The following is a 17,811-nucleotide window of genomic DNA, read 5'->3' on the forward strand; positions in this document are numbered from 1 at the left end:
GATACGGCAGCGCGGCCTGGCTCTGCGCCAGGCCGCGCTGCCGTATCTGGAGGATCTCTACGAGGCCACCCATGAGAACGTGCAGCTGGCGGTCCGGGACGGCTCCGAGGTCGTCTACACGGAGTGGCTGTCGGGGCATTCCGCGGTCGGTGTCCGCATCCGGGTGGGTGCCCGCTGGCCGCTGCACGTCACCGGGGTCGGTCTGGCCCTGCTGGCGCACAGCCCGCCCGACGTGCAAGAGGCGTACTGCGAGGCCCCGTTGGCGGCCTGCACCGACCACACCCTCACCGATCCGGTGCGGTTGCGCCGGGTGCTGGCCGAAGTACGGCGCACCGGTGTGGCCGTGAGCAGTCGTCAGGTCACCGACGACGCCCTGTCGGTGGCCGCCGCGGTGCACGGGGCGGACGGCGCGGTGGTCGCGGCCGTGTCGGTCGTCGTGCCCTACGCCGACGCCCGGGTCCCGGTCCTGGTGCCGGCGGTCCGGCTCGCGGCCCGGGGCATCTCACGGGCCCTCGGCTGGCAGCCGGGCTGACCTCCGGACCGCCGGGGGCCCGCCTGGACATGGCCGCACGCGGCGGGGGCCTGGCGCGGTCACCGGGTTCCTCGGGGCGGGCGCCGCGTTCCTCGCCGTACCGGCGCCGGGGGCATGCTCGGCATACCGATGAGCACGGCGGCGGCACGAGTCGGCTGATCGCCGCGGCCGACGCGGCGGTGGCCCTCGCCGCCCGCGTCGCTACGGCCGTCCCGCCGGACCGCGCCGTCCTGGCACCGTTCCTCGGCGCCGCCGTCCCATGGGCCCGGCGCGACCGGCGGCATCCCGCAGGTACGCCGCGGGGCTCGAGCCCGGCACGGCCGGCGGCACCCCGCAGCACACCGCGGCGCTCCGGCCCGGCCCGGCTGCGGAACACCCAGCCCCGGCCCCGGCCCCGGTCAGGCCAGCGACAGGAAGAGTTTCTCCAGCCGGGCCCGCATCTGCGCGGAGTTGCGCATGTCGGGGTCCTCGCTGGTCACGCACTGTTCCAGCCCGGTCGCGATGATCGAGAAGCCGGCCCGGTCCAGGGCCCGGGAGACCGCCGCGAGCTGGGTGACCACGTCCTCGCAGTCCCGGCCCTCCTCGATCATCCGGATCACTCCCGCGAGCTGGCCCTGCGCCCGCCGCAGACGGTTGAGCGCCGACTTCAGCTCTTCGGCCGACATGTCGAGTTGCACGCTTCCTCCTCGTATATACCCCAGCGGGTATTGTACCCGTGGGCGGAACGCCCCGGCGAAAGGTTCTGTTCCACGTCCGGCCCCGTCGCGCCGGCCCGCGGCGCCGGGACCTGAGCGGCTGCCCGCCGTCCCGCCCGACGGGCCACCGATGCGAACACCGAGGCATGGCCACCGCCCCGGCGAACGCCCGCACCACCGCCCGCCACGGACCACGACCACCTTCGAAGCAACACTTCACCGCCGCACCAGCCGGCCGACCGGCCCCTCCGTGCCACCCCACCCACGCGACACCGTTCAGGGAGTGAACTCACCTGCGGGGCAAGGAGTTTCCCTGCCCCAACTCTTGACGGCCCGGGTACCGAGGAGCACATTGGCGGCACTTTGAGAGCGCTCTCACCACACGTGGCGCTGTCGAAGGCACCCGCGCACGACCACTCCGTACCCGAGAGGCACTCCCCCACCATGAGCGAAACCTCCGGCACACCACCCCGCAGACGGCGCTCCCTACGGCGGGCGCTCGTCGCCGTCGTCGGCACCCTCGGCCTCGCGGCAGCCGCCGCCACCCTCACCTCCCCGTCCGCGAACGCCTCCGCGCCCCCTCCCCCCGCGGGCTGGTCACAGGTGTTCCTGGACGACTTCACCGGCGCCGCCGGCACCGGCGTCAACACCAGCAACTGGCAGTACGCCACCGGCACTTCGTATCCGGGCGGCCCCGCGAACTGGGGCACCGGCGAGGTCGAGACGATGACGAACAGCACGAGCAACGTCTCGCTCGACGGGAACGGCAACCTGCGCATCACCCCGCTGCGGGACTCCGCGGGCCGCTGGACCTCGGGCCGTATCGAGACCAACCGCACCGACTTCCAGCCCCCGTCCGGCGGTAAGTTGCGGGTCGAGGCCCGGCTGCAGATGCCCAATGTGACCGGCACGGCCGCCGAGGGCTACTGGCCCGCCTTCTGGATGCTGGGGGCGCCCTACCGGGGCAACTACCAGAACTGGCCCTCGGTCGGCGAGCTGGACATCATGGAGAACGTCCAGGGGCTGAACAGGGTCTGGTCGACGATGCACTGCGGCACCAACCCCGGCGGCCCGTGCAACGAGACCACCGGCATCGGCAACTCGACCGCCTGCCCCGCCACCACGTGTCAGTCCGGCTTCCACACCTACGCCATGGAGTGGGACCGTTCGGCGAGCCCCGAGGCGCTCCGCTTCTTCGTCGACGGCGTCAACTACCACACGGTGACGGCCGCCCAGGTCGACGCCACGACCTGGAACAACGCGACGAACCACGGGTTCTTCATCATCCTCAACGTGGCGATGGGCGGCGCCTTCACCGACGCGTTCGGCGGCGGCCTCGACGGTGACACCCGCTCGGGCGTGCCCATGGTCGTGGACTACGTGCAGGTCCTCCAGGCGGCCGGCGGTGGCGGGGGCGGCACCACGCCTCCGCCGACCGGCAGCCGCGACGCCTACGCCGCCGTCCAGGCCGAGTCCCACGACGGCCAGTCCGGTGCGGTCACCGAGACCACCACCGACACCGGCGGCGGCCAGAACATCGGGTTCCTCGCCAACGGCGACTGGGCGCTGTACCGGGGCGTCGACTTCGGTTCCACGGCGGCCCGGCAGTTCAGCGCCCGCGTGGCGAGCGGTGTGGCCGGCGGGGCCAGCGGCCTCGTCGAGGTGCGCCTGGACAGCCGCAGCGCCGCACCGGTGGGGACCTTCGCGCTGGGCAACACGGGCGGCTGGCAGTCCTGGCGGACGGTCCCCACGAACATCAACGCGGTGACCGGAACCCACGACGTCTACCTGACCTTCACCAGCGGCCAGGCGGCCGACTTCGTGAACGTCAACTGGTTCACCTTCGCCCACTGACCGGAGCACGTGTCGACCCGGCGGCGTCTCAGCGCAGTTCCGCGCGGAACGCCGCCGGTGTCATGTCCGTGTGCTGGTGGAAGAACTTGGAGAAGTTCGCCGGGTCGGGGAAGCCCACCGCCGCGCCGACCCGGCCGATCGGCAGCCCGGTGTGGGCCAGGAGCCGTTTGGCCTCCAGGACGACCCGCTTGTCGATGAACCCCTTGGGGGTCTCGCCGGTCGCGGCGCGCACCGCGCGCACCAGGGTGCGGCGCGAGTAGCCGAGCGCGTCGGCGTACGCGCTGACGCTGTGGTTGGTGGCGAAGTCCCGTTCCACGGCCTCCCGGAAGAGCGTGAAGGTGGTGTCGGCCCGGCGGCGGGCCGCCTCCGCCGAGCTGGCCGCGAGATGTGCGAGGCGCAGCAGAAACACCGTCAGGGAGTGCCGCAGCACCGAGGTGTGCAGGCTCAGCGGCAGGGTCCCGGTGGCGAGGTCGTCGTACTCGTGCTGCAGGTGGGCCAGGGCGGCGCGCAGGCCGGCCGACTGGGCCTCGTCGGGGTGCAGCAGGGGCGGCAGGTCGTAGCGGTACAGGCCGGTGGCCTCGACGGTGGCGCGGGGCAGGAAGCCGGGCTGCATGGCCAGGACGGTTCCGCGGTACCCGCTGGTCTTCGAGAAGCGGTGGACCTGGCCCGGCCGGATCCACAGGACGTCACCGGCGTTCGCCTCGTACTCGGCGAAGTCGACCATGTGGCGGACGGGACCGCCGGTGAACAGCAGGACGATGTGGAAGTCGATCCGGTGCACGCGCTCCAGCGGCGCGTCGGCGTGCCAGGTGCGGCCGGTGCCCATCGGGCCGACCTGCATGCCGACGCCGCCGACACTGAGGCCGACCGGGAAGGGGAACGTTCTGATCCCGTCGCCGTCTTCGACGGTTGTGTCCGCCATGTCGCGTCTGTGCCACCTCGTTCGTGCCCGGCGCCGCCGGGCTGTCCCACTTTCACCACAGCCTGACACACCCGGACCTTCCCCCGAATAAGTCCGACTTTTACTTTTGAACGCGTCGGACCAGCCACTTCGCTCACACCGAGGACTTCTTGAAGATGAGCACGCAGACACCGGACAGCTTCGAATGGACCGAACTCGACCGGCGTGCCGTCGACACCGCACGCCTGTTGGCGGCGGATGCCGTGCAGAAGGTGGGCAACGGCCACCCCGGCACCGCGATGAGCCTCGCGCCCGCCGCGTACACGATCTTTCAGAAGGTGATGCGGCACGACCCGGCGGACCCCGAGTGGACCGGTCGTGACCGCTTCGTCCTCTCCCCCGGCCACACCTCGCTGACCCTGTACACGCAGCTGTTCCTGGCCGGCTACGAGCTGGAGCTGGACGACCTCAAGGCGTTCCGCACCCACGGCTCGAAGACGCCGGGCCACCCCGAGTACGGGCACACCGCCGGCGTGGAGACCACCACCGGGCCGCTCGGCCAGGGCGCCGCCAACGCCGTCGGCATGGCGATGGCCGCCCGCTACGAGCGCGGCCTGTTCGACCCCGAGGCCCCCGAGGGCACCTCGCCGTTCGACCACACCATCTGGGCGATCGTCTCCGACGGCGACCTCCAGGAAGGTGTCTCCGCCGAGGCATCCTCGCTGGCCGGCCACCAGAAGCTCGGCAACCTGGTCTTCCTCTACGACGACAACCACATCTCCATCGAGGGCGACACCGCGACCGCCTTCTCCGAGGACGTCCTGAAGCGGTACGAGGCCTACGGCTGGCACGTGCAGCGCATCGAGCCGCGGGAGAACGGCGATGTCGACCCGCACGCCCTGTACGCCGCCCTGACCGCGGCACGGGCCGAGACGGCGCGCCCCTCGATCATCGCGATGCGCACGATCATCGCCTGGCCCGCCCCCAACGCGCGCGACACCGAGGCATCGCACGGCTCAGCGCTCGGCGACGACGAGGTGGCCGCCACCAAGCGCCTCCTCGGCTTCGACCCCGAGCAGTCCTTCGAGGTCCCCGGCGACGTCCTCGCGCACACCCGCACCGCCCTCGACCGGGGCGCCGAGGCGCACGCCGCCTGGGACAAGCAGCTCGACGCGTGGCGCGGCACGCAGCCGGAGCGGGCGAAGCTGTTCGACCGGGTCCTCGCCGGTCAGCTCCCCGACGGCTGGGAGGACCACCTCCCGGTCTTCGAGGAGGGCAGGGCGGTCGCCACCCGCGCGGCCTCCGGCAAGGTGCTCCAGGCGCTCGGCGCCGTCCTCCCGGAACTGTGGGGCGGCTCGGCCGACCTGGCCGGCTCCAACAACACCACCATCGACAAGACCTCGTCCTTCCTGCCGCGGGGCAACCCGCTGCCCGAGGCCGACCCGTACGGCCGCACGGTCCACTTCGGCATCCGCGAGTTCTCGATGGCCGCCGAGATGAACGGCATCGCCCTGCACGGCAACACCCGGATCTACGGCGGTACGTTCCTGGTGTTCTCCGACTACATGCGCAACGCCGTGCGCATGTCGGCGCTGATGCAGCTGCCGGTGACGTACGTCTGGACGCACGACTCGGTCGGTCTCGGCGAGGACGGCCCCACCCACCAGCCGGTCGAGCACCTCGCCTCGCTGCGCGCCATCCCCGGCCTGAACGTCGTACGCCCCGCCGACGCCAACGAGACGGCCATCGCCTGGGCCGAGATCCTCCGCCGGCACGGCACCCGCCCGGCCCCGCACGGCCTGGCCCTCACCCGACAGGGCGTGCCCACCTACGCGCCCAACCCGGAGGCGGCGAAGGGCGGTTACGTCCTGAGGGAGTCCTCGAAGGACACCCCGGACGTCGTCCTGATCGCCACCGGCTCCGAGGTGCACCTCGCGGTCGCCGCGCGGGAGACGCTGGAGGCGGAGGGGATCGGCACCCGGGTGGTGTCGATGCCGTCGGTGGAGTGGTTCGAGGAGCAGCCGCGCACGTACCGCGAACGCGTCCTGCCGCCGTCGGTGAAGGCCCGGGTCGCCGTCGAGGCGGGCATCGGCCTCACCTGGCACCGCTTCGTGGGCGACGCGGGACGGATCGTCTCCCTGGAGCACTTCGGCGCCTCCGCCGACGCCCGCACGCTGTTCGCCGAGTTCGGCTTCACCCCTGAGAACGTCGCCGCGACCGCCCGCGCCGTGCTCGATTCCCTCCCGAGCGCGCCCCACGCGCGCGGCTGATCCGATCGCCAGAAAGAAGATGATCACAGTGACCGAAGCCACCGCCGACGCGGGAGCCCTGCGGCGCCTCTCCGACGAAGGCGTCTCGATCTGGCTGGACGACCTGTCCCGCAAGCGGATCACGTCCGGCAACCTCGCCGCGCTCGTCGCCACGCGGCACGTGGTCGGCGTCACCACCAACCCGTCGATCTTCCAGGCCGCCATCGGCTCCGGCGAGGGCTACCAGGAGCAGTTGACCGACCTCGCCGTACGGGGCGTCACGGTCGACGAGGCCGTACGGATGATGACGACCGCCGACGTGCGCGCTGCCGCCGATATCCTGAATCCTGTATACACATCCACGGGTGGCCGTGACGGCCGCGTCTCCATCGAGGTGGACCCCCGTCTGGCCCACGAGACCGCGGCCACCATCGCCGAGGCCAAGCAGCTCGCCTGGCTCGTCGACCGCCCCAACGTCATGATCAAGATCCCGGCGACGAAGGCCGGTCTCCCGGCGATCACCGAGGTCATCGGCCTGGGCATCAGCGTCAACGTCACGCTGATCTTCTCGCTGGAGCGCTACCGCGAGGTCATGGACGCCTACCTGGCCGGCCTGGAGAAGGCAGCCGCGAGGGGCATCGACCTGTCGACGATCCACTCCGTCGCCTCCTTCTTCGTCTCCCGCGTCGACGCCGAGATCGACAAGCGCCTCACCGTCCTCGGCACCGAAGAGGCCCTCGCGCTCAAGGGCCGGGCCGCGCTCGCCAACGCACGCCTGGCCTACCAGGCCTACGAGGAGACGTTCGGCCCCGTCGACGGTTCGGCACCCGGCGGTGACCGCTGGACCGCCCTCACCGGAGCGAAGGCCAACAAGCAGCGTCCACTGTGGGCATCCACCGGTGTGAAGGATCCTGCATACAAGGACACGCTGTACGTCGACGAACTCGTGGCGCCCGGCACCGTCAACACCATGCCGGAGGCCACGCTGAACGCCACCGCGGACCACGGCGTCATCACCGGCGACACGGTCACCGGCGGCTACGCGCAGGCCCGCGCGGACCTCGCCGCCGTGGAGGCGCTGGGCATCTCCTACGAGGAGGTCGTCACCCGGTTGGAGGACGAGGGCGTCGCCAAGTTCGCGGTGGCGTGGCAGGACCTGCTGGACGCGGTCACGAAGTCGCTCGACACCAGGGAACCCGGCACGGGGGAACCCGGCACCGAAGGACTCGACACCGAGGGAGTTGACGCGGAATGAGCACTGCCGGCATCGACACCGCCTGGGACAACCCGCTGCGGGATGCCCGCGACCGGCGCCTGCCCCGTATCGCCGGCCCGTCCGGGCTCGTCATCTTCGGCGTGACCGGCGACCTGTCCCGCAAGAAGCTGATGCCCGCCGTCTACGACCTCGCCAACCGCGGCCTGCTCCCGCCGGGCTTCTCGCTCGTCGGTTTCGCGCGCCGCGACTGGGAGGACCAGGACTTCGCGCAGGTAGTCCACGACGCGGTGCGCGAGCACGCGCGCACGCCGTTCCGCGAGGAGGTCTGGCAGCAGCTCGCCGAGGGCATGCGGTTCATCCCCGGCGACTTCGACGACGACACGGCGTTCAAGCAGCTGCGCGACGCCGTCGAGGAGCTGGACCACTCCCGCGGCACCGGCGGCAACTTCGCCTTCTATCTCTCCGTACCGCCGAAGTTCTTCCCCAAGGTCGTCGAGCAGCTGAAGAAGCACGGCCTGGCGAACGCCCCCGACGGGTCGTGGCGACGGGGGGTCATCGAGAAGCCGTTCGGGCACGACCTGTCGAGCGCCCAGGAACTCAACGCGATCGTGCACGACGTGTTCGAGCCGGACCAGGTGTTCCGCATCGACCACTACCTGGGCAAGGAGACCGTCCAGAACATCCTGGCGCTGCGCTTCGCCAACCAGATGTTCGAGCCGATCTGGAACCGTTCGTACGTGGACCATGTCCAGATCACGATGGCCGAGGACATCGGCATCGGCGGCCGGGCCGGGTACTACGACGGCATCGGTTCGGCGCGTGACGTCATCCAGAACCACCTGCTCCAGCTGATGGCGCTGACCGCGATGGAGGAGCCCGCCTCCTTCGACGCGGCCTCGCTGCTCGCCGAGAAGCTGAAGGTCTTCAAGGCCGTGAAGCTGCCGGAGGACCTCGGCCGGCACACCGTGCGGGCGCAGTACGCGGGCGCCTGGCAGGGCGGCGAGAAGGTGCGCGGCTATCTGGAGGAGGACGGCATCGACCCGTCGTCCACGACCGACACCTACGCGGCCGTCCGGCTGAACGTCGACAACCGCCGCTGGGCGGGCGTGCCGTTCTACCTGCGCACCGGCAAGCGGCTGGGCCGCCGGGTCACCGAGATCGCGGTCGTGTTCCAGCGGGCGCCGCACTCCCCCTTCGACTCCACCGCCACCGAGGAACTCGGCGCCAACGCCATCGTCATCCGGGTCCAGCCCGACGAGGGCGTCACGGTCCGCTTCGGCTCCAAGGTGCCGGGCACGTCGATGGAGATCCGGGACGTGACGATGGACTTCGCCTACGGCGAGTCCTTCACGGAGTCCAGCCCCGAGGCGTACGAGCGCCTCATCCTGGACGTGCTGCTCGGCGACGCCAACCTGTTCCCCCGCCACCAGGAAGTGGAAGAGTCCTGGAGGATCCTCGACCCGATCGAGGAGTACTGGGCACGGCACGGCAGGCCCGCGCAGTACGCCTCGGGCAGCTGGGGACCCGAGGAAGCCGACGAGATGCTCGCACAAGACGGACGGAGCTGGCGCAGGCCATGAAGATCGACCTGACCGACACCACGGCAAGCAAGATCAACAAGGCGCTGGTGCAGGGTCGCCGCGCCATCGGCACACCGGCCGTGGGCATGGTCCTGACGATGGTGATCGTCACGGACGAGGAGAACGCCTACGACTCGATCAAGGCGGCCGAGGAGGCCTCGCACGAGCACCCCTCGCGCACCCTGGTCGTCATCAAGCGGCACGCCCGCACCCCCCGCGAGCGCACGCAGTCGCGCCTCGACGCCGAGGTCCGGGTGGGTTCCGAGGCCGGCACCGGCGAGACCGTCATCCTGCGCACGTACGGCGAGGTGTCGGAGCACGCCGACTCCGTGGTGCTGCCGCTGCTGCTGCCGGACGCCCCGGTCGTCGTGTGGTGGCCGGTGGACGCGCCGCAGCACCCGGTCAAGGACCCGCTGGGCGCGCTCGCGCAGCGCCGGATCACCGACATGTACGCCGTCGAGCGGCCCTTGCAGGCCCTGGAGGCGCGCGTGAAGTCGTACGCGCCCGGCGACACCGACCTGGCGTGGACCCGGCTGACGCCGTGGCGCTCGATGCTCGCGGCGGCACTGGACCAGGCGCGGACGCCGATCGTGTCGGCGGCCGTGGAGAGCGAGGCCGACAACCCCAGTGCGGAGCTGCTCGCGCGCTGGCTGGAGGCCCGGCTGAACGTGTCGGTGGCGCGGGTGGAGACCGCGGGCCCGGTCGTCACGGCCGTCCGGCTCGGCACCGACAACGGCGAGGTCGTCATCGACCGCCCCGAGGGCCCGCTGGCCACGCTGTCACTGCCCGGCCAGCCCTCGCGCACCCTCGCGCTGAAGGTCCGCCCCACCTCCGAACTGATCGCCGAGGAGCTGCGGCGCCTCGACGCGGACGAGATGTACGCCATCGCCCTGCGGGGCGAGGGCACCAAGGAGACCCCCTCCCATGTCTGACACCCCCCTGCTCACGCGGCGCCCTGAGTGGGCCGCGCTGGAGGAGCACCGCGCCCAGTGGCAGGCGCCTCTGCGCGAGCTGTTCGCGGCGGACCCCGATCGCGCCGAGCGGTACGTCGTACGCGTCGGAGACCTGCGCATCGACTACTCCAAGCACCTGATCACCGACGAGACCCTCGCACTGCTGCACGAACTCGCCGCCGCCACCGGTGTGTTCGGGCTGCGGGACGCGATGTTCCGTGGTGAGCGGATCAACGTCACCGAGGACCGGGCCGTGCTGCACACCGCCCTGCGTGCTCCGCGCGGGGCGGTGATCGAGGTGGACGGGGAGAACGTCGTCCCGGCGGTGCACGCCGTGCTGGACCGGATGGCCGGTTTCGCCGGGCGGGTCCGCTCGGGCGAGTGGACCGGTCACACCGGCAGGCGCATCCGCAACGTCGTCAACATCGGTATCGGCGGCTCCGACCTGGGGCCGGCGATGGCGTACGAGGCGCTGCGGGCGTTCACCGACCGCTCGCTGACGTTCCGCTTCGTGTCGAACGTGGACGGCGCCGACCTGCACGAGGCCGTGCGTGACCTGGACCCGGCGGAGACGCTGTTCATCGTCGCGTCGAAGACGTTCACCACCATCGAGACGATCACCAACGCGACCTCGGCCCGCACCTGGCTGCTGGACGGTCTGGGCGGGGACGAGAAGGCGGTCGCGAAGCATTTCGTCGCGCTGTCGACGAACGCCGAGAAGGTCACCGGGTTCGGCATCGACCCGGCCAACATGTTCGAGTTCTGGGACTGGGTCGGGGGCCGCTACTCGTTCGACTCGGCGATCGGCCTGTCGCTGATGATCGCCATCGGTGCGGACCGTTTCCGCGAGCTGCTCGACGGCTTCCACCTCGTCGACGAGCACTTCCGTACGGCGCCGCCTGAGGCCAACGCCCCGCTGCTGCTCGGCCTGTTGGGGGTCTGGTACGGCAACTTCTTCGACGCGCAGTCGCACGCGGTGCTGCCGTACAGCCACTACCTGTCGAAGTTCACCGCCTATCTCCAGCAGCTCGACATGGAGTCCAACGGCAAGTCCGTGGACCGTGCGGGCAGGCCCGTGGAGTGGCAGACCGGTCCCGTGGTGTGGGGCACTCCGGGGACCAACGGGCAGCACGCGTACTACCAGTTGATCCACCAGGGCACCAGGCTGATCCCGGCGGACTTCATCGGCTTCGCCCGCCCCGTCGGTGAACTGAGCGAGGAACTCAAGGCGCAGCACGACCTGTTGATGGCCAACCTGTTCGCGCAGGGGCAGGCACTGGCCTTCGGCAAGACCCCCGACGAGGTCCGCGCCGAAGGGGTACCCGAGGAGCAGGTCGCGCCCCGCACCTTCCAGGGCAACCACCCCACCACCACGATCCTGGCCCGCGAGCTGACCCCGTCGGTCCTCGGCCAGCTCATCGCCCTCTACGAGCACAAGGTGTTCGTCCAGGGCGCGGTCTGGGACATCGACTCCTTCGACCAGTGGGGCGTGGAGCTGGGCAAGGTCCTCGCCAAGCGCGTCGAACCGGCACTGACCGAGGGCGCCGACGTCCCCGGCCTGGACGCCTCCACCGCCGCCCTCGTGGCCGCCTACCGTGAACTGAAGGAAGTGCACTGACATGCAGCTGGGTCTGATCGGTCTCGGCAAGATGGGCGGCAACATGCGGGAGCGCATCCGCCGCGCCGGCCACACCGTCGTCGGCTACGACCGCAACCCCGACCTGTCCGACGTGAGCGGCCTCGCCGAACTCGTGGAGAGCCTCCAGGCGCCGCGCACCGTCTGGGTGATGGTCCCGGCCGGCGCCGCCACGCAGTCCGTCGTCGACGAGCTGGGCGCCCTCCTGGAGGCCGGCGACACCGTCGTGGACGGCGGCAACTCCCGCTGGACGGACGACGAGAAGCACGCCGCGGAACTGGGCGCCAAGGGCATCGGCTTCGTCGACGCGGGCGTCTCCGGCGGCGTGTGGGGCCTGGAGAACGGTTACGCGCTGATGGTCGGCGGCGAGAAGGAGCACGTCGACCGGCTGCGCCCGATCTTCGACGCGCTCAAGCCGGAGGGCCCGTACGGCTATGTCCACGCGGGCAAGGTCGGCGCCGGGCACTTCTCCAAGATGGTTCACAACGGCATCGAGTACGCCATGATGCAGGCCTACGCCGAGGGCTGGGAGCTGCTGGAGAAGGTGGACTCGGTCACCGACGTCCGCGAGGTGTTCCGCTCCTGGCAGGAAGGGACCGTCATCCGGTCCTGGCTCCTCGACCTCGCGGTCAACGCCCTCGACGACGACGAGCACCTCGACAAGCTGCGCGGCTACGCCGAGGACTCCGGCGAGGGCCGCTGGACCGTCGAGGCGGCCATCGACAACTCCGTGCCGCTCCCGGCGATCACGGCGTCCCTGTTCGCGCGGTTCGCCTCCCGTCAGGAGGACTCACCGCAGATGAAGATGATCGCCGCGCTGCGCAACCAGTTCGGCGGCCACGCGGTCGAGTCGGCCAAGTAGGTGTGCTGACGGCTCGTCGGCTCGGACTGCCGCCTGTCGAAGGGCAGTTGTCCGAGCCGGCCAAAGCCAGGTGGTAGCCGGCTCGGCATGCGGTTGACACCGTGCAGAGGGCCCGCCAGAGTCGCGGCTGATGGAGATCAACGATCTGACACCGGCCGAACAGCGCGTCTGGCGGGCCTTCGCCACAGGGACGGACGTCGACCTCGGCGGTCCGGACCCGCAGGACGGTCCCGAACCGAGCCTGCGAGCGTCCGTGTTGCGCGCCCTGCTTCTCAACGGCCCCCGCGAACCAGGGGAGATAGCCGCGCTCAAACTGGTGGGCGCGCACATCACCGGTGTCCTCGACCTGCGCAACGCGACCGTCGACAGCGTCGTCCGCCTGCTCCGGTGCCGCTTCGACAGCGTGCCCCGGCTGTCCGGCGCCCAGCTGAACTACCTCAACCTGAGCGGCTCGGAGCTGCCGGGCCTCGCAGCCCCGCGGACCCGGATCGAGGGCAGCGTACGGCTCACGGGCTGCCGGATCAGTGGCCCCGTGCACCTGGCCGGGGCGCAGATCGCCGGGGCACTGTTCGTCGACCGGGCCGACATCACGACGGACGACCCCGCACAGCCCGCGCTCCAGCTCAACCAGATCTCCGTCGAGGACGACCTCTGCGCCCGAGGCCTGCGCACCCGCGGACTGATCCGCCTCGACGGTGCGAGCGTGGCCGGCTCGATCGACCTCGAGGAAGCCGAACTCGGCAACCCCGGCGGGCACGTCCTGGACGCGGAGTCCCTCGGCGTCGGCGCCAACCTCCTGGGCCGCCGCCTGCGCGCCCACGGCCGGATCGACCTGCGGGGCGCCCGCATACCCGGCCGGCTCGACCTGCTGTACGCGACGCTCCACGCCCCCGGCGACACCGCCCTGCGCGCCAGCAGCTGCACGATCGGCGAGATGCTGCTGCGCGGGGGCCCGCCGGTCCAGGGCCGGCTCAACCTGCGCCGCGCCGTGATCAACCAGCTCCACCTGGAACCGGAGATGCTGCCCACCCAGGTGCGCCTCCTCGACCTCACCTACACCTTTCTCACCCCGCACGAGCCCGCCGAACGGCGGCTGCCGATGCTGGAACGCGACGACGGCGCGTTCGACCCGCACGCCTACGAGCAGCTCACCGCCGCCTACCGCAACACCGGCGACGACCGGGCCGCCCGGCTGGTGCAGCTCGCCAAGCTGCGCCGCCACCGGGGCACGCTCCCCTGGTACGGCCGGCTGTGGGGGCGCCTCCAGGACGCGGCCGTCGGCTACGGATTCCGCCCGCTGCGGGCCGCCGTATGGCTGCTGTCGCTGCTGGCGGCCGGGTCGGTCGCGTTCGCGCTGGAGCACCCGCGTGCGCTCAAGGCCGCCGAGGCCCCCGAGTTCAACCCGGTCTTCTACACCCTCGACCTGCTGCTGCCGGTCATCTCCTTCGGCCAGGAGGCCGCGTTCGCCCCGTCCGGCTGGCACCAGAGCCTGTCGTACGTCCTGATCCTCACCGGCTGGATCCTCGCCACGACCGTCGTCGCCGGCGTGACGAGGACGGTCAGCCGCCAGTAGGCCGGGCGACGTCAGCAGATCGGTGCCAGTAGGCCGGGTCAGCGGGCGGTGTGCTGGGCGGCCAGTCGTACCGGCGCGTTCGCGGCGCCGTAGCCCTGGTAGCCGCCGTCGCGCTGGACGAGTTCGATGAAGACGCGGCCTACGGTGCGCGTGTAGCAGTGCCGGAAGACACCGTGCGCGTCCCGGTCGTAGAGGATGCCCAGTTCGCGGTACGTCGCCAGCTCGGCGTCGGTGAACTCGTAGCGGGCCGCGAGGTCGTCGTAGTAGTTCGCGGGGATCGGCAGGAGCCGGCCGCCCGCCTCGGTGAAGCGGCGGGCGGCCGCGACCACGTCGGGGGTGCCCAGGGCGATGTGCCGGGCGTGGGCCGTGTCGTCACCGGGCGCGGCGCCGACCGTGAGGGGGATACGGACGGCACCGTCGGCGGTGCTGACGGCACGGCTGCGCAGCAGGCCGTAGGGGTCGGCGACGTCGACGCTCTCCTGGGCGTCGAGGCCGAGGACGGCTCGGTGGAAGAGGACGGCCTCGTCGAAGTGGTGCCAGGGCTGGGTGAGGGAGAGGTGGTCGATACGGACACCGTCCCGCGCGGCGGCGATGCCCGGCAGGTCCGTGAAGTCGGCGCGCCAGTCCGGCAGTTGCGGCCGGTTCGTCGCGCACAGGAAGAGTTCGGTGCCGTCGGGGGCGGAGACGGCGTCCAGCGGGGCGTCCCCGTCGGCGCGGCGGCGGGGCAGGACGGGGGTGAGGAGGGCCTCGGCGCGGCGGGCGGCGCCGGCCGGGTCGGGGGACTCCAGGCCGACGGCGGCCAGGCGGGTGCCGTCGGCCGCGGTCCCCCCGCCCGGACCTCGCCGGGCGTGAGGGAGGGTGGCCGGACCGGTGTTGACCAGGACGCGGGCCTCGCCCCGCTCCCACAGGTCGACGGGTTTGCTGCGGTGCCGGGCGGTACGGGCGAAGCCGAGGGCGCCGAGGAGGGAGGTGACGGGCTCGGCGTCCGGGGTGACGAGTTCGGCGAAGGCGACCCCGGTGGGGACGACCGGCGGGGGCAGGGCGCCGAGGCCCACCTCTTCCTGGAGGACGAGCAGGGAGCGGCGGGCGTCCACGGCGGTCGGGCCGGCCTCGGCCTGCCGGAACACGTCGTTGAAGACCTCCAGCGAGAGCGGACCGTCGTACCCGGCGCGCAGCACGTGCCGCAGCAGACCCGCCACGTCGAAACCGCCCTGGCCGGGGAATCGGCGGTGGTGGCGGGACCACTGGAGGACGTCCATCGCGGGCAGCGGGGCGTCGGCGAGCTGGAGGAAGAAGATCTTCTCGCCGGGGATGTCCCCGATCGCCTTGGGGTCGGAGCCGCGGGAGAGGATGTGGAAGCTGTCCAGGCAGGTGCCGAGCGCGGGATGTCCGGCCGTCTCGACGATCCGCCAGGCGTGGTCGTACGTGCTGACGTGACGTCCCCAGGCGAGCGCCTCGTAGGCGACCCGGACGCCGAAGTCCTGTGCCAGGTCGGCGAGTCGGGCGAGTTGTCCGGCGGCGAGGGCGTCGTCGTCCACGGCGAGGGGGGAGACGCTGGAACAGACCAGGACGGTGTCGGCGCCGAGCCGGTTCATCACGGCGAACTTGGCGCGGGCGCGACGCAGATTGCGGGCGAACTCGTCGGCGGGCACGGCCTCGATGTCCCGCATCGGCTGGTAGAGGTCGATGGTGAGGCCGAGGTCGGCGCAGCGGGCGCGGACCTCCTCGGGGGTGAGGGGGCTGGCGAGCAGGTCGTTCTCGAAGATCTCGACGCCGTCGAAGCCCGCACGGGCCGCGGCCGTGAGCTTCTCCGTCAGAGAACCGCTCAGGGAGACGGTGGCGATGGACGTACGCACGCGGGGTACCTCTTCCTTCTTCCTGGCTGCTGGGGGCTGCTAGTCGGGGACCGGTACCGCGCCCGCCAGTTCGGCGATGTCCGCGAGCATGCGCGTGCTGTCGGGTTCCTGACCGGTGAAGAGCCGGAACGCGTCCGCGGCCTGGAAGACGGCCATCCCTCCCCCGTCCAGAACGGCGCAGCCCTGCGCGCGGGCGGTGCGCAGCAGCTCGGTCTCCAGAGGCCGGTAGACGACCTCGGCGACCCAGAGTCCGGCGTGCAGAAACTCTGCCGGGAAGGGCAGGCCGGGGTGCGCGGCCATGCCCGTCGGAGTGGCGTGCACGACGCCGTCGGCCCGCGCCAGCAGTCGCGCGAGGCGGTCCGGGGTGGTCGAGTCCGCCCGGCCCGCGCCGAAGTGCCGGTTGAGGGAGTCGGCGAGGGCGGCGGCCCGTTCGGGGAACGCGTCCACGACGGTGACCCGGCCGGCGCCGAGGGTGAGGGTGGCGTGCGCGACGGCCGCGCCCGCGCCGCCCGCGCCGAGCTGCACCACCCGCTCCAGCGGTGCGTCGGGCAGGCCACGGGCGAAGGATGCGGCGAAACCGGTGACGTCCGTGTTGTGGCCGACGGCCCGGCCGTCCTCGAAGACGACGGTGTTGACCGCGCCCAGTGCCTCGGCCTGCGGCGCGAGCCCGTCGAGGTGAGGGATGACGAGTTGCTTGCACGGGTGCGTGATGTTCAGGCCGTCGAAACCGAGGTCGCGCGCGGCCCGCACCAGATCGCCCACCGCCTCGGGCGGCACACCGAGGACGTCGATGTCGAGCAGCCGGTACACATATCGCAGGCCCTGCCGGTCCGCCTCCCGCTCGTGCAACGCCGGGCTGAGCGACGGGCCGATGCCGGAGCCGATCAGCGCGACGAGATACGAGTCCTGCGTCCCGTGGGACACATCCTTGGTCACGGCGGACCTCCTGAACAGGCGAAGCGGACAAGCCCTAATGTACGAACCGGTGAGTTAGTCATAGCACCGAGGCGGGGCGCGGGGGAAGACCTCTCCGTACGAGGGGCACGAGGGCTTCTAGAATCACGGCACGCCGAAGGAAGCCCGCCAAGCCCGCCTACGCCCGAAGGAACCCGATGACCAGCGTCGACGAACCGGCACGACCCAACGGGCGGATCCGCGACGCCGCCCGCACCCAGGCCGAGATCCTCGACGTGGCCACCCAGGAGTTCGCGCGGGCCGGATACGACGGCGCCCGCGTCGACGAGATCGCCGCCCGCACCCGCACCACCAAGCGCATGATCTATTACTACTTCGGCGGCAAGGAGCAGCTGTTCACCGCCGTGCTGGAGCGGGCGTACGGCGTGATCCGGGACACCGAGCAGCAACTCGACGTGGAGCACCTGGACCCGGTCGCGGCCATCCGCCGGCTGGCGGAGCTGACCTTCGACCATCACGAACAGCACCCCGACTTCATCCGCCTGGTCAGCATCGAGAACATCCACGGCGCCGAGCACATCGCCGCCTCCGAGAAGCTCGGGAAGATCGGTTCCCCCGCCCTCGACGTGATCCGTCGCATCCTGGCCTCCGGGCAGGAGTCCGGCCTGTTCACGGCCGACGTCGACGCCGTCGATCTGCACGCGATGATCAGCGCGTTCTGCTTCTTCCGGGTGGCCAACCGGCACACCTTCGGCGCCCTGTTCGGGCGCGATCTGGTCGACCCGGCCCAGCGCGAGCACTACCGCGCCATGCTCGGCGACATGGTGATCACCTATCTCACGGCGGAACGCGCGGCGCAGTGACGCCGCGATGACGCCGGTCCGCGCGGCGGGCCGACAGCGCACGGCGGGCCGACAGCGCACGCGCCGACATCACCCACGCGACGAGCCATGCGGCCGGGCGTGGACGTGGTGCGCGGCATGCCGCGC

At 71.6% G+C, this 17,811-nt stretch carries 14 protein-coding genes; 10 read left to right on the forward strand and 4 right to left on the reverse strand.

Annotated elements, in window-relative coordinates; genetic code table 11:
• Positions 1-532, forward strand: a 532-nt coding sequence (locus BZL64_RS31995) for an IclR family transcriptional regulator (protein WP_107430382.1), incomplete at its 5' end; no start/stop codon positions are given.
• Between the two features lie 398 nt (positions 533-930).
• Here the strand turns inward: BZL64_RS31995 and BZL64_RS32000 are convergent.
• Entirely contained in the window at positions 931-1,209 is a 279-nt protein-coding gene (locus BZL64_RS32000; RefSeq protein ID WP_086772630.1) for a metal-sensitive transcriptional regulator, read from the reverse strand.
• A 462-nt stretch (positions 1,210-1,671) separates the two neighbouring features.
• Here BZL64_RS32000 and BZL64_RS32005 point away from each other — a divergent pair, with 462 nt between their 5' ends.
• Positions 1,672-3,081, forward strand: a complete 1,410-nt coding sequence (locus tag BZL64_RS32005) for a glycoside hydrolase family 16 protein (protein WP_086772640.1) — start codon at positions 1,672-1,674, stop codon at positions 3,079-3,081.
• A 28-nt stretch (positions 3,082-3,109) separates the two neighbouring features.
• Here BZL64_RS32005 and BZL64_RS32010 read toward each other — a convergent pair whose 3' ends face one another.
• The gene (locus tag BZL64_RS32010) at positions 3,110-4,003 is read right to left on the reverse strand and encodes a helix-turn-helix transcriptional regulator (RefSeq protein ID WP_086772631.1); all 894 of its coding nucleotides are present in this window, start codon (positions 4,001-4,003) and stop codon (positions 3,110-3,112) included.
• A gap of 155 nt (positions 4,004-4,158) precedes the next feature.
• On the opposite strand from BZL64_RS32010, the gene tkt reads away from it, so the two are divergent.
• From tkt to BZL64_RS32045, 7 genes are all read left to right on the forward strand, one after another.
• The gene (gene tkt, locus BZL64_RS32015; RefSeq protein ID WP_086772632.1) at positions 4,159-6,252 is read left to right on the forward strand and encodes a transketolase; all 2,094 of its coding nucleotides are present in this window, start codon (positions 4,159-4,161) and stop codon (positions 6,250-6,252) included.
• A 19-nt stretch (positions 6,253-6,271) separates the two neighbouring features.
• Complete coding sequence (tal, locus tag BZL64_RS32020) at positions 6,272-7,486, forward strand: transaldolase (RefSeq protein ID WP_244205611.1); 1,215 nt, start codon at positions 6,272-6,274, stop codon at positions 7,484-7,486.
• Positions 7,483-9,027, forward strand: coding sequence for a glucose-6-phosphate dehydrogenase (zwf, locus tag BZL64_RS32025; protein WP_086772633.1), 1,545 nt, complete (start codon positions 7,483-7,485; stop codon positions 9,025-9,027). The genes tal and zwf overlap by 4 nt, the downstream gene beginning before the upstream one ends.
• Positions 9,024-9,959, forward strand: a complete 936-nt coding sequence (opcA, locus tag BZL64_RS32030) for a glucose-6-phosphate dehydrogenase assembly protein OpcA (protein WP_086772634.1) — start codon at positions 9,024-9,026, stop codon at positions 9,957-9,959. The genes zwf and opcA overlap by 4 nt, the downstream gene beginning before the upstream one ends.
• Positions 9,952-11,598: a glucose-6-phosphate isomerase gene (pgi, locus tag BZL64_RS32035; RefSeq protein WP_086772635.1), complete on the forward strand. Its 1,647-nt coding sequence runs from the start codon at positions 9,952-9,954 to the stop codon at positions 11,596-11,598. Before opcA ends, pgi begins: the two co-directional genes overlap by 8 nt.
• Position 11,599: 1 nt before the next feature.
• Complete coding sequence (gene gnd / locus BZL64_RS32040; protein ID WP_086772636.1) at positions 11,600-12,478, forward strand: phosphogluconate dehydrogenase (NAD(+)-dependent, decarboxylating); 879 nt, start codon at positions 11,600-11,602, stop codon at positions 12,476-12,478.
• A gap of 130 nt (positions 12,479-12,608) precedes the next feature.
• Positions 12,609-14,051, forward strand: a complete 1,443-nt coding sequence (locus tag BZL64_RS32045; RefSeq protein ID WP_086772637.1) for a membrane-associated oxidoreductase — start codon at positions 12,609-12,611, stop codon at positions 14,049-14,051.
• Between the two features lie 38 nt (positions 14,052-14,089).
• Here the strand turns inward: BZL64_RS32045 and BZL64_RS32050 are convergent, their stop codons facing one another.
• Together BZL64_RS32050 and BZL64_RS32055 are read right to left on the reverse strand one after the other, a co-directional pair.
• Positions 14,090-15,907: a bifunctional sugar phosphate isomerase/epimerase/4-hydroxyphenylpyruvate dioxygenase family protein gene (locus BZL64_RS32050; protein WP_086772638.1), complete on the reverse strand. Its 1,818-nt coding sequence runs from the start codon at positions 15,905-15,907 to the stop codon at positions 14,090-14,092.
• Between the two features lie 39 nt (positions 15,908-15,946).
• Positions 15,947-16,843 (reverse strand): shikimate dehydrogenase, encoded by an 897-nt coding sequence (locus tag BZL64_RS32055; RefSeq protein ID WP_391005743.1) that lies wholly within the window; start codon positions 16,841-16,843, stop codon positions 15,947-15,949.
• 176 nt (positions 16,844-17,019) lie between these two features.
• Here BZL64_RS32055 and BZL64_RS32060 point away from each other — a divergent pair, with 176 nt between their 5' ends.
• A complete protein-coding gene (locus tag BZL64_RS32060; RefSeq protein ID WP_086772639.1) occupies positions 17,020-17,685 on the forward strand; it encodes a TetR/AcrR family transcriptional regulator in 666 nt (221 codons plus the stop codon).
• The last annotated feature ends 126 nt before the right edge of the window (positions 17,686-17,811 follow it).

Origin of the sequence: Streptomyces bobili, assembly GCF_002154575.1 — a bacterium.
GTDB lineage: Bacteria > Actinomycetota > Actinomycetes > Streptomycetales > Streptomycetaceae > Streptomyces > Streptomyces bobili.

Excerpts from the sequence above, each read along its gene's own strand:
- BZL64_RS32005 (WP_086772640.1), top strand. The coding sequence starts at position 1,672 with ATGAGCGAAACCTCCGGCACACCACCCCGCAGACGGCGCTCCCTACGG.
- BZL64_RS32010 (WP_086772631.1), bottom strand. The coding sequence starts at position 4,003 with ATGGCGGACACAACCGTCGAAGACGGCGACGGGATCAGAACGTTCCCC.
- tkt (WP_086772632.1), top strand. The coding sequence starts at position 4,159 with ATGAGCACGCAGACACCGGACAGCTTCGAATGGACCGAACTCGACCGG.
- tal (WP_244205611.1), top strand. The coding sequence starts at position 6,272 with ATGATCACAGTGACCGAAGCCACCGCCGACGCGGGAGCCCTGCGGCGC.
- zwf (WP_086772633.1), top strand. The coding sequence starts at position 7,483 with ATGAGCACTGCCGGCATCGACACCGCCTGGGACAACCCGCTGCGGGAT.
- opcA (WP_086772634.1), top strand. The coding sequence starts at position 9,024 with ATGAAGATCGACCTGACCGACACCACGGCAAGCAAGATCAACAAGGCG.
- pgi (WP_086772635.1), top strand. The coding sequence starts at position 9,952 with ATGTCTGACACCCCCCTGCTCACGCGGCGCCCTGAGTGGGCCGCGCTG.
- gnd (WP_086772636.1), top strand. The coding sequence starts at position 11,600 with ATGCAGCTGGGTCTGATCGGTCTCGGCAAGATGGGCGGCAACATGCGG.
- BZL64_RS32045 (WP_086772637.1), top strand. The coding sequence starts at position 12,609 with ATGGAGATCAACGATCTGACACCGGCCGAACAGCGCGTCTGGCGGGCC.
- BZL64_RS32060 (WP_086772639.1), top strand. The coding sequence starts at position 17,020 with ATGACCAGCGTCGACGAACCGGCACGACCCAACGGGCGGATCCGCGAC.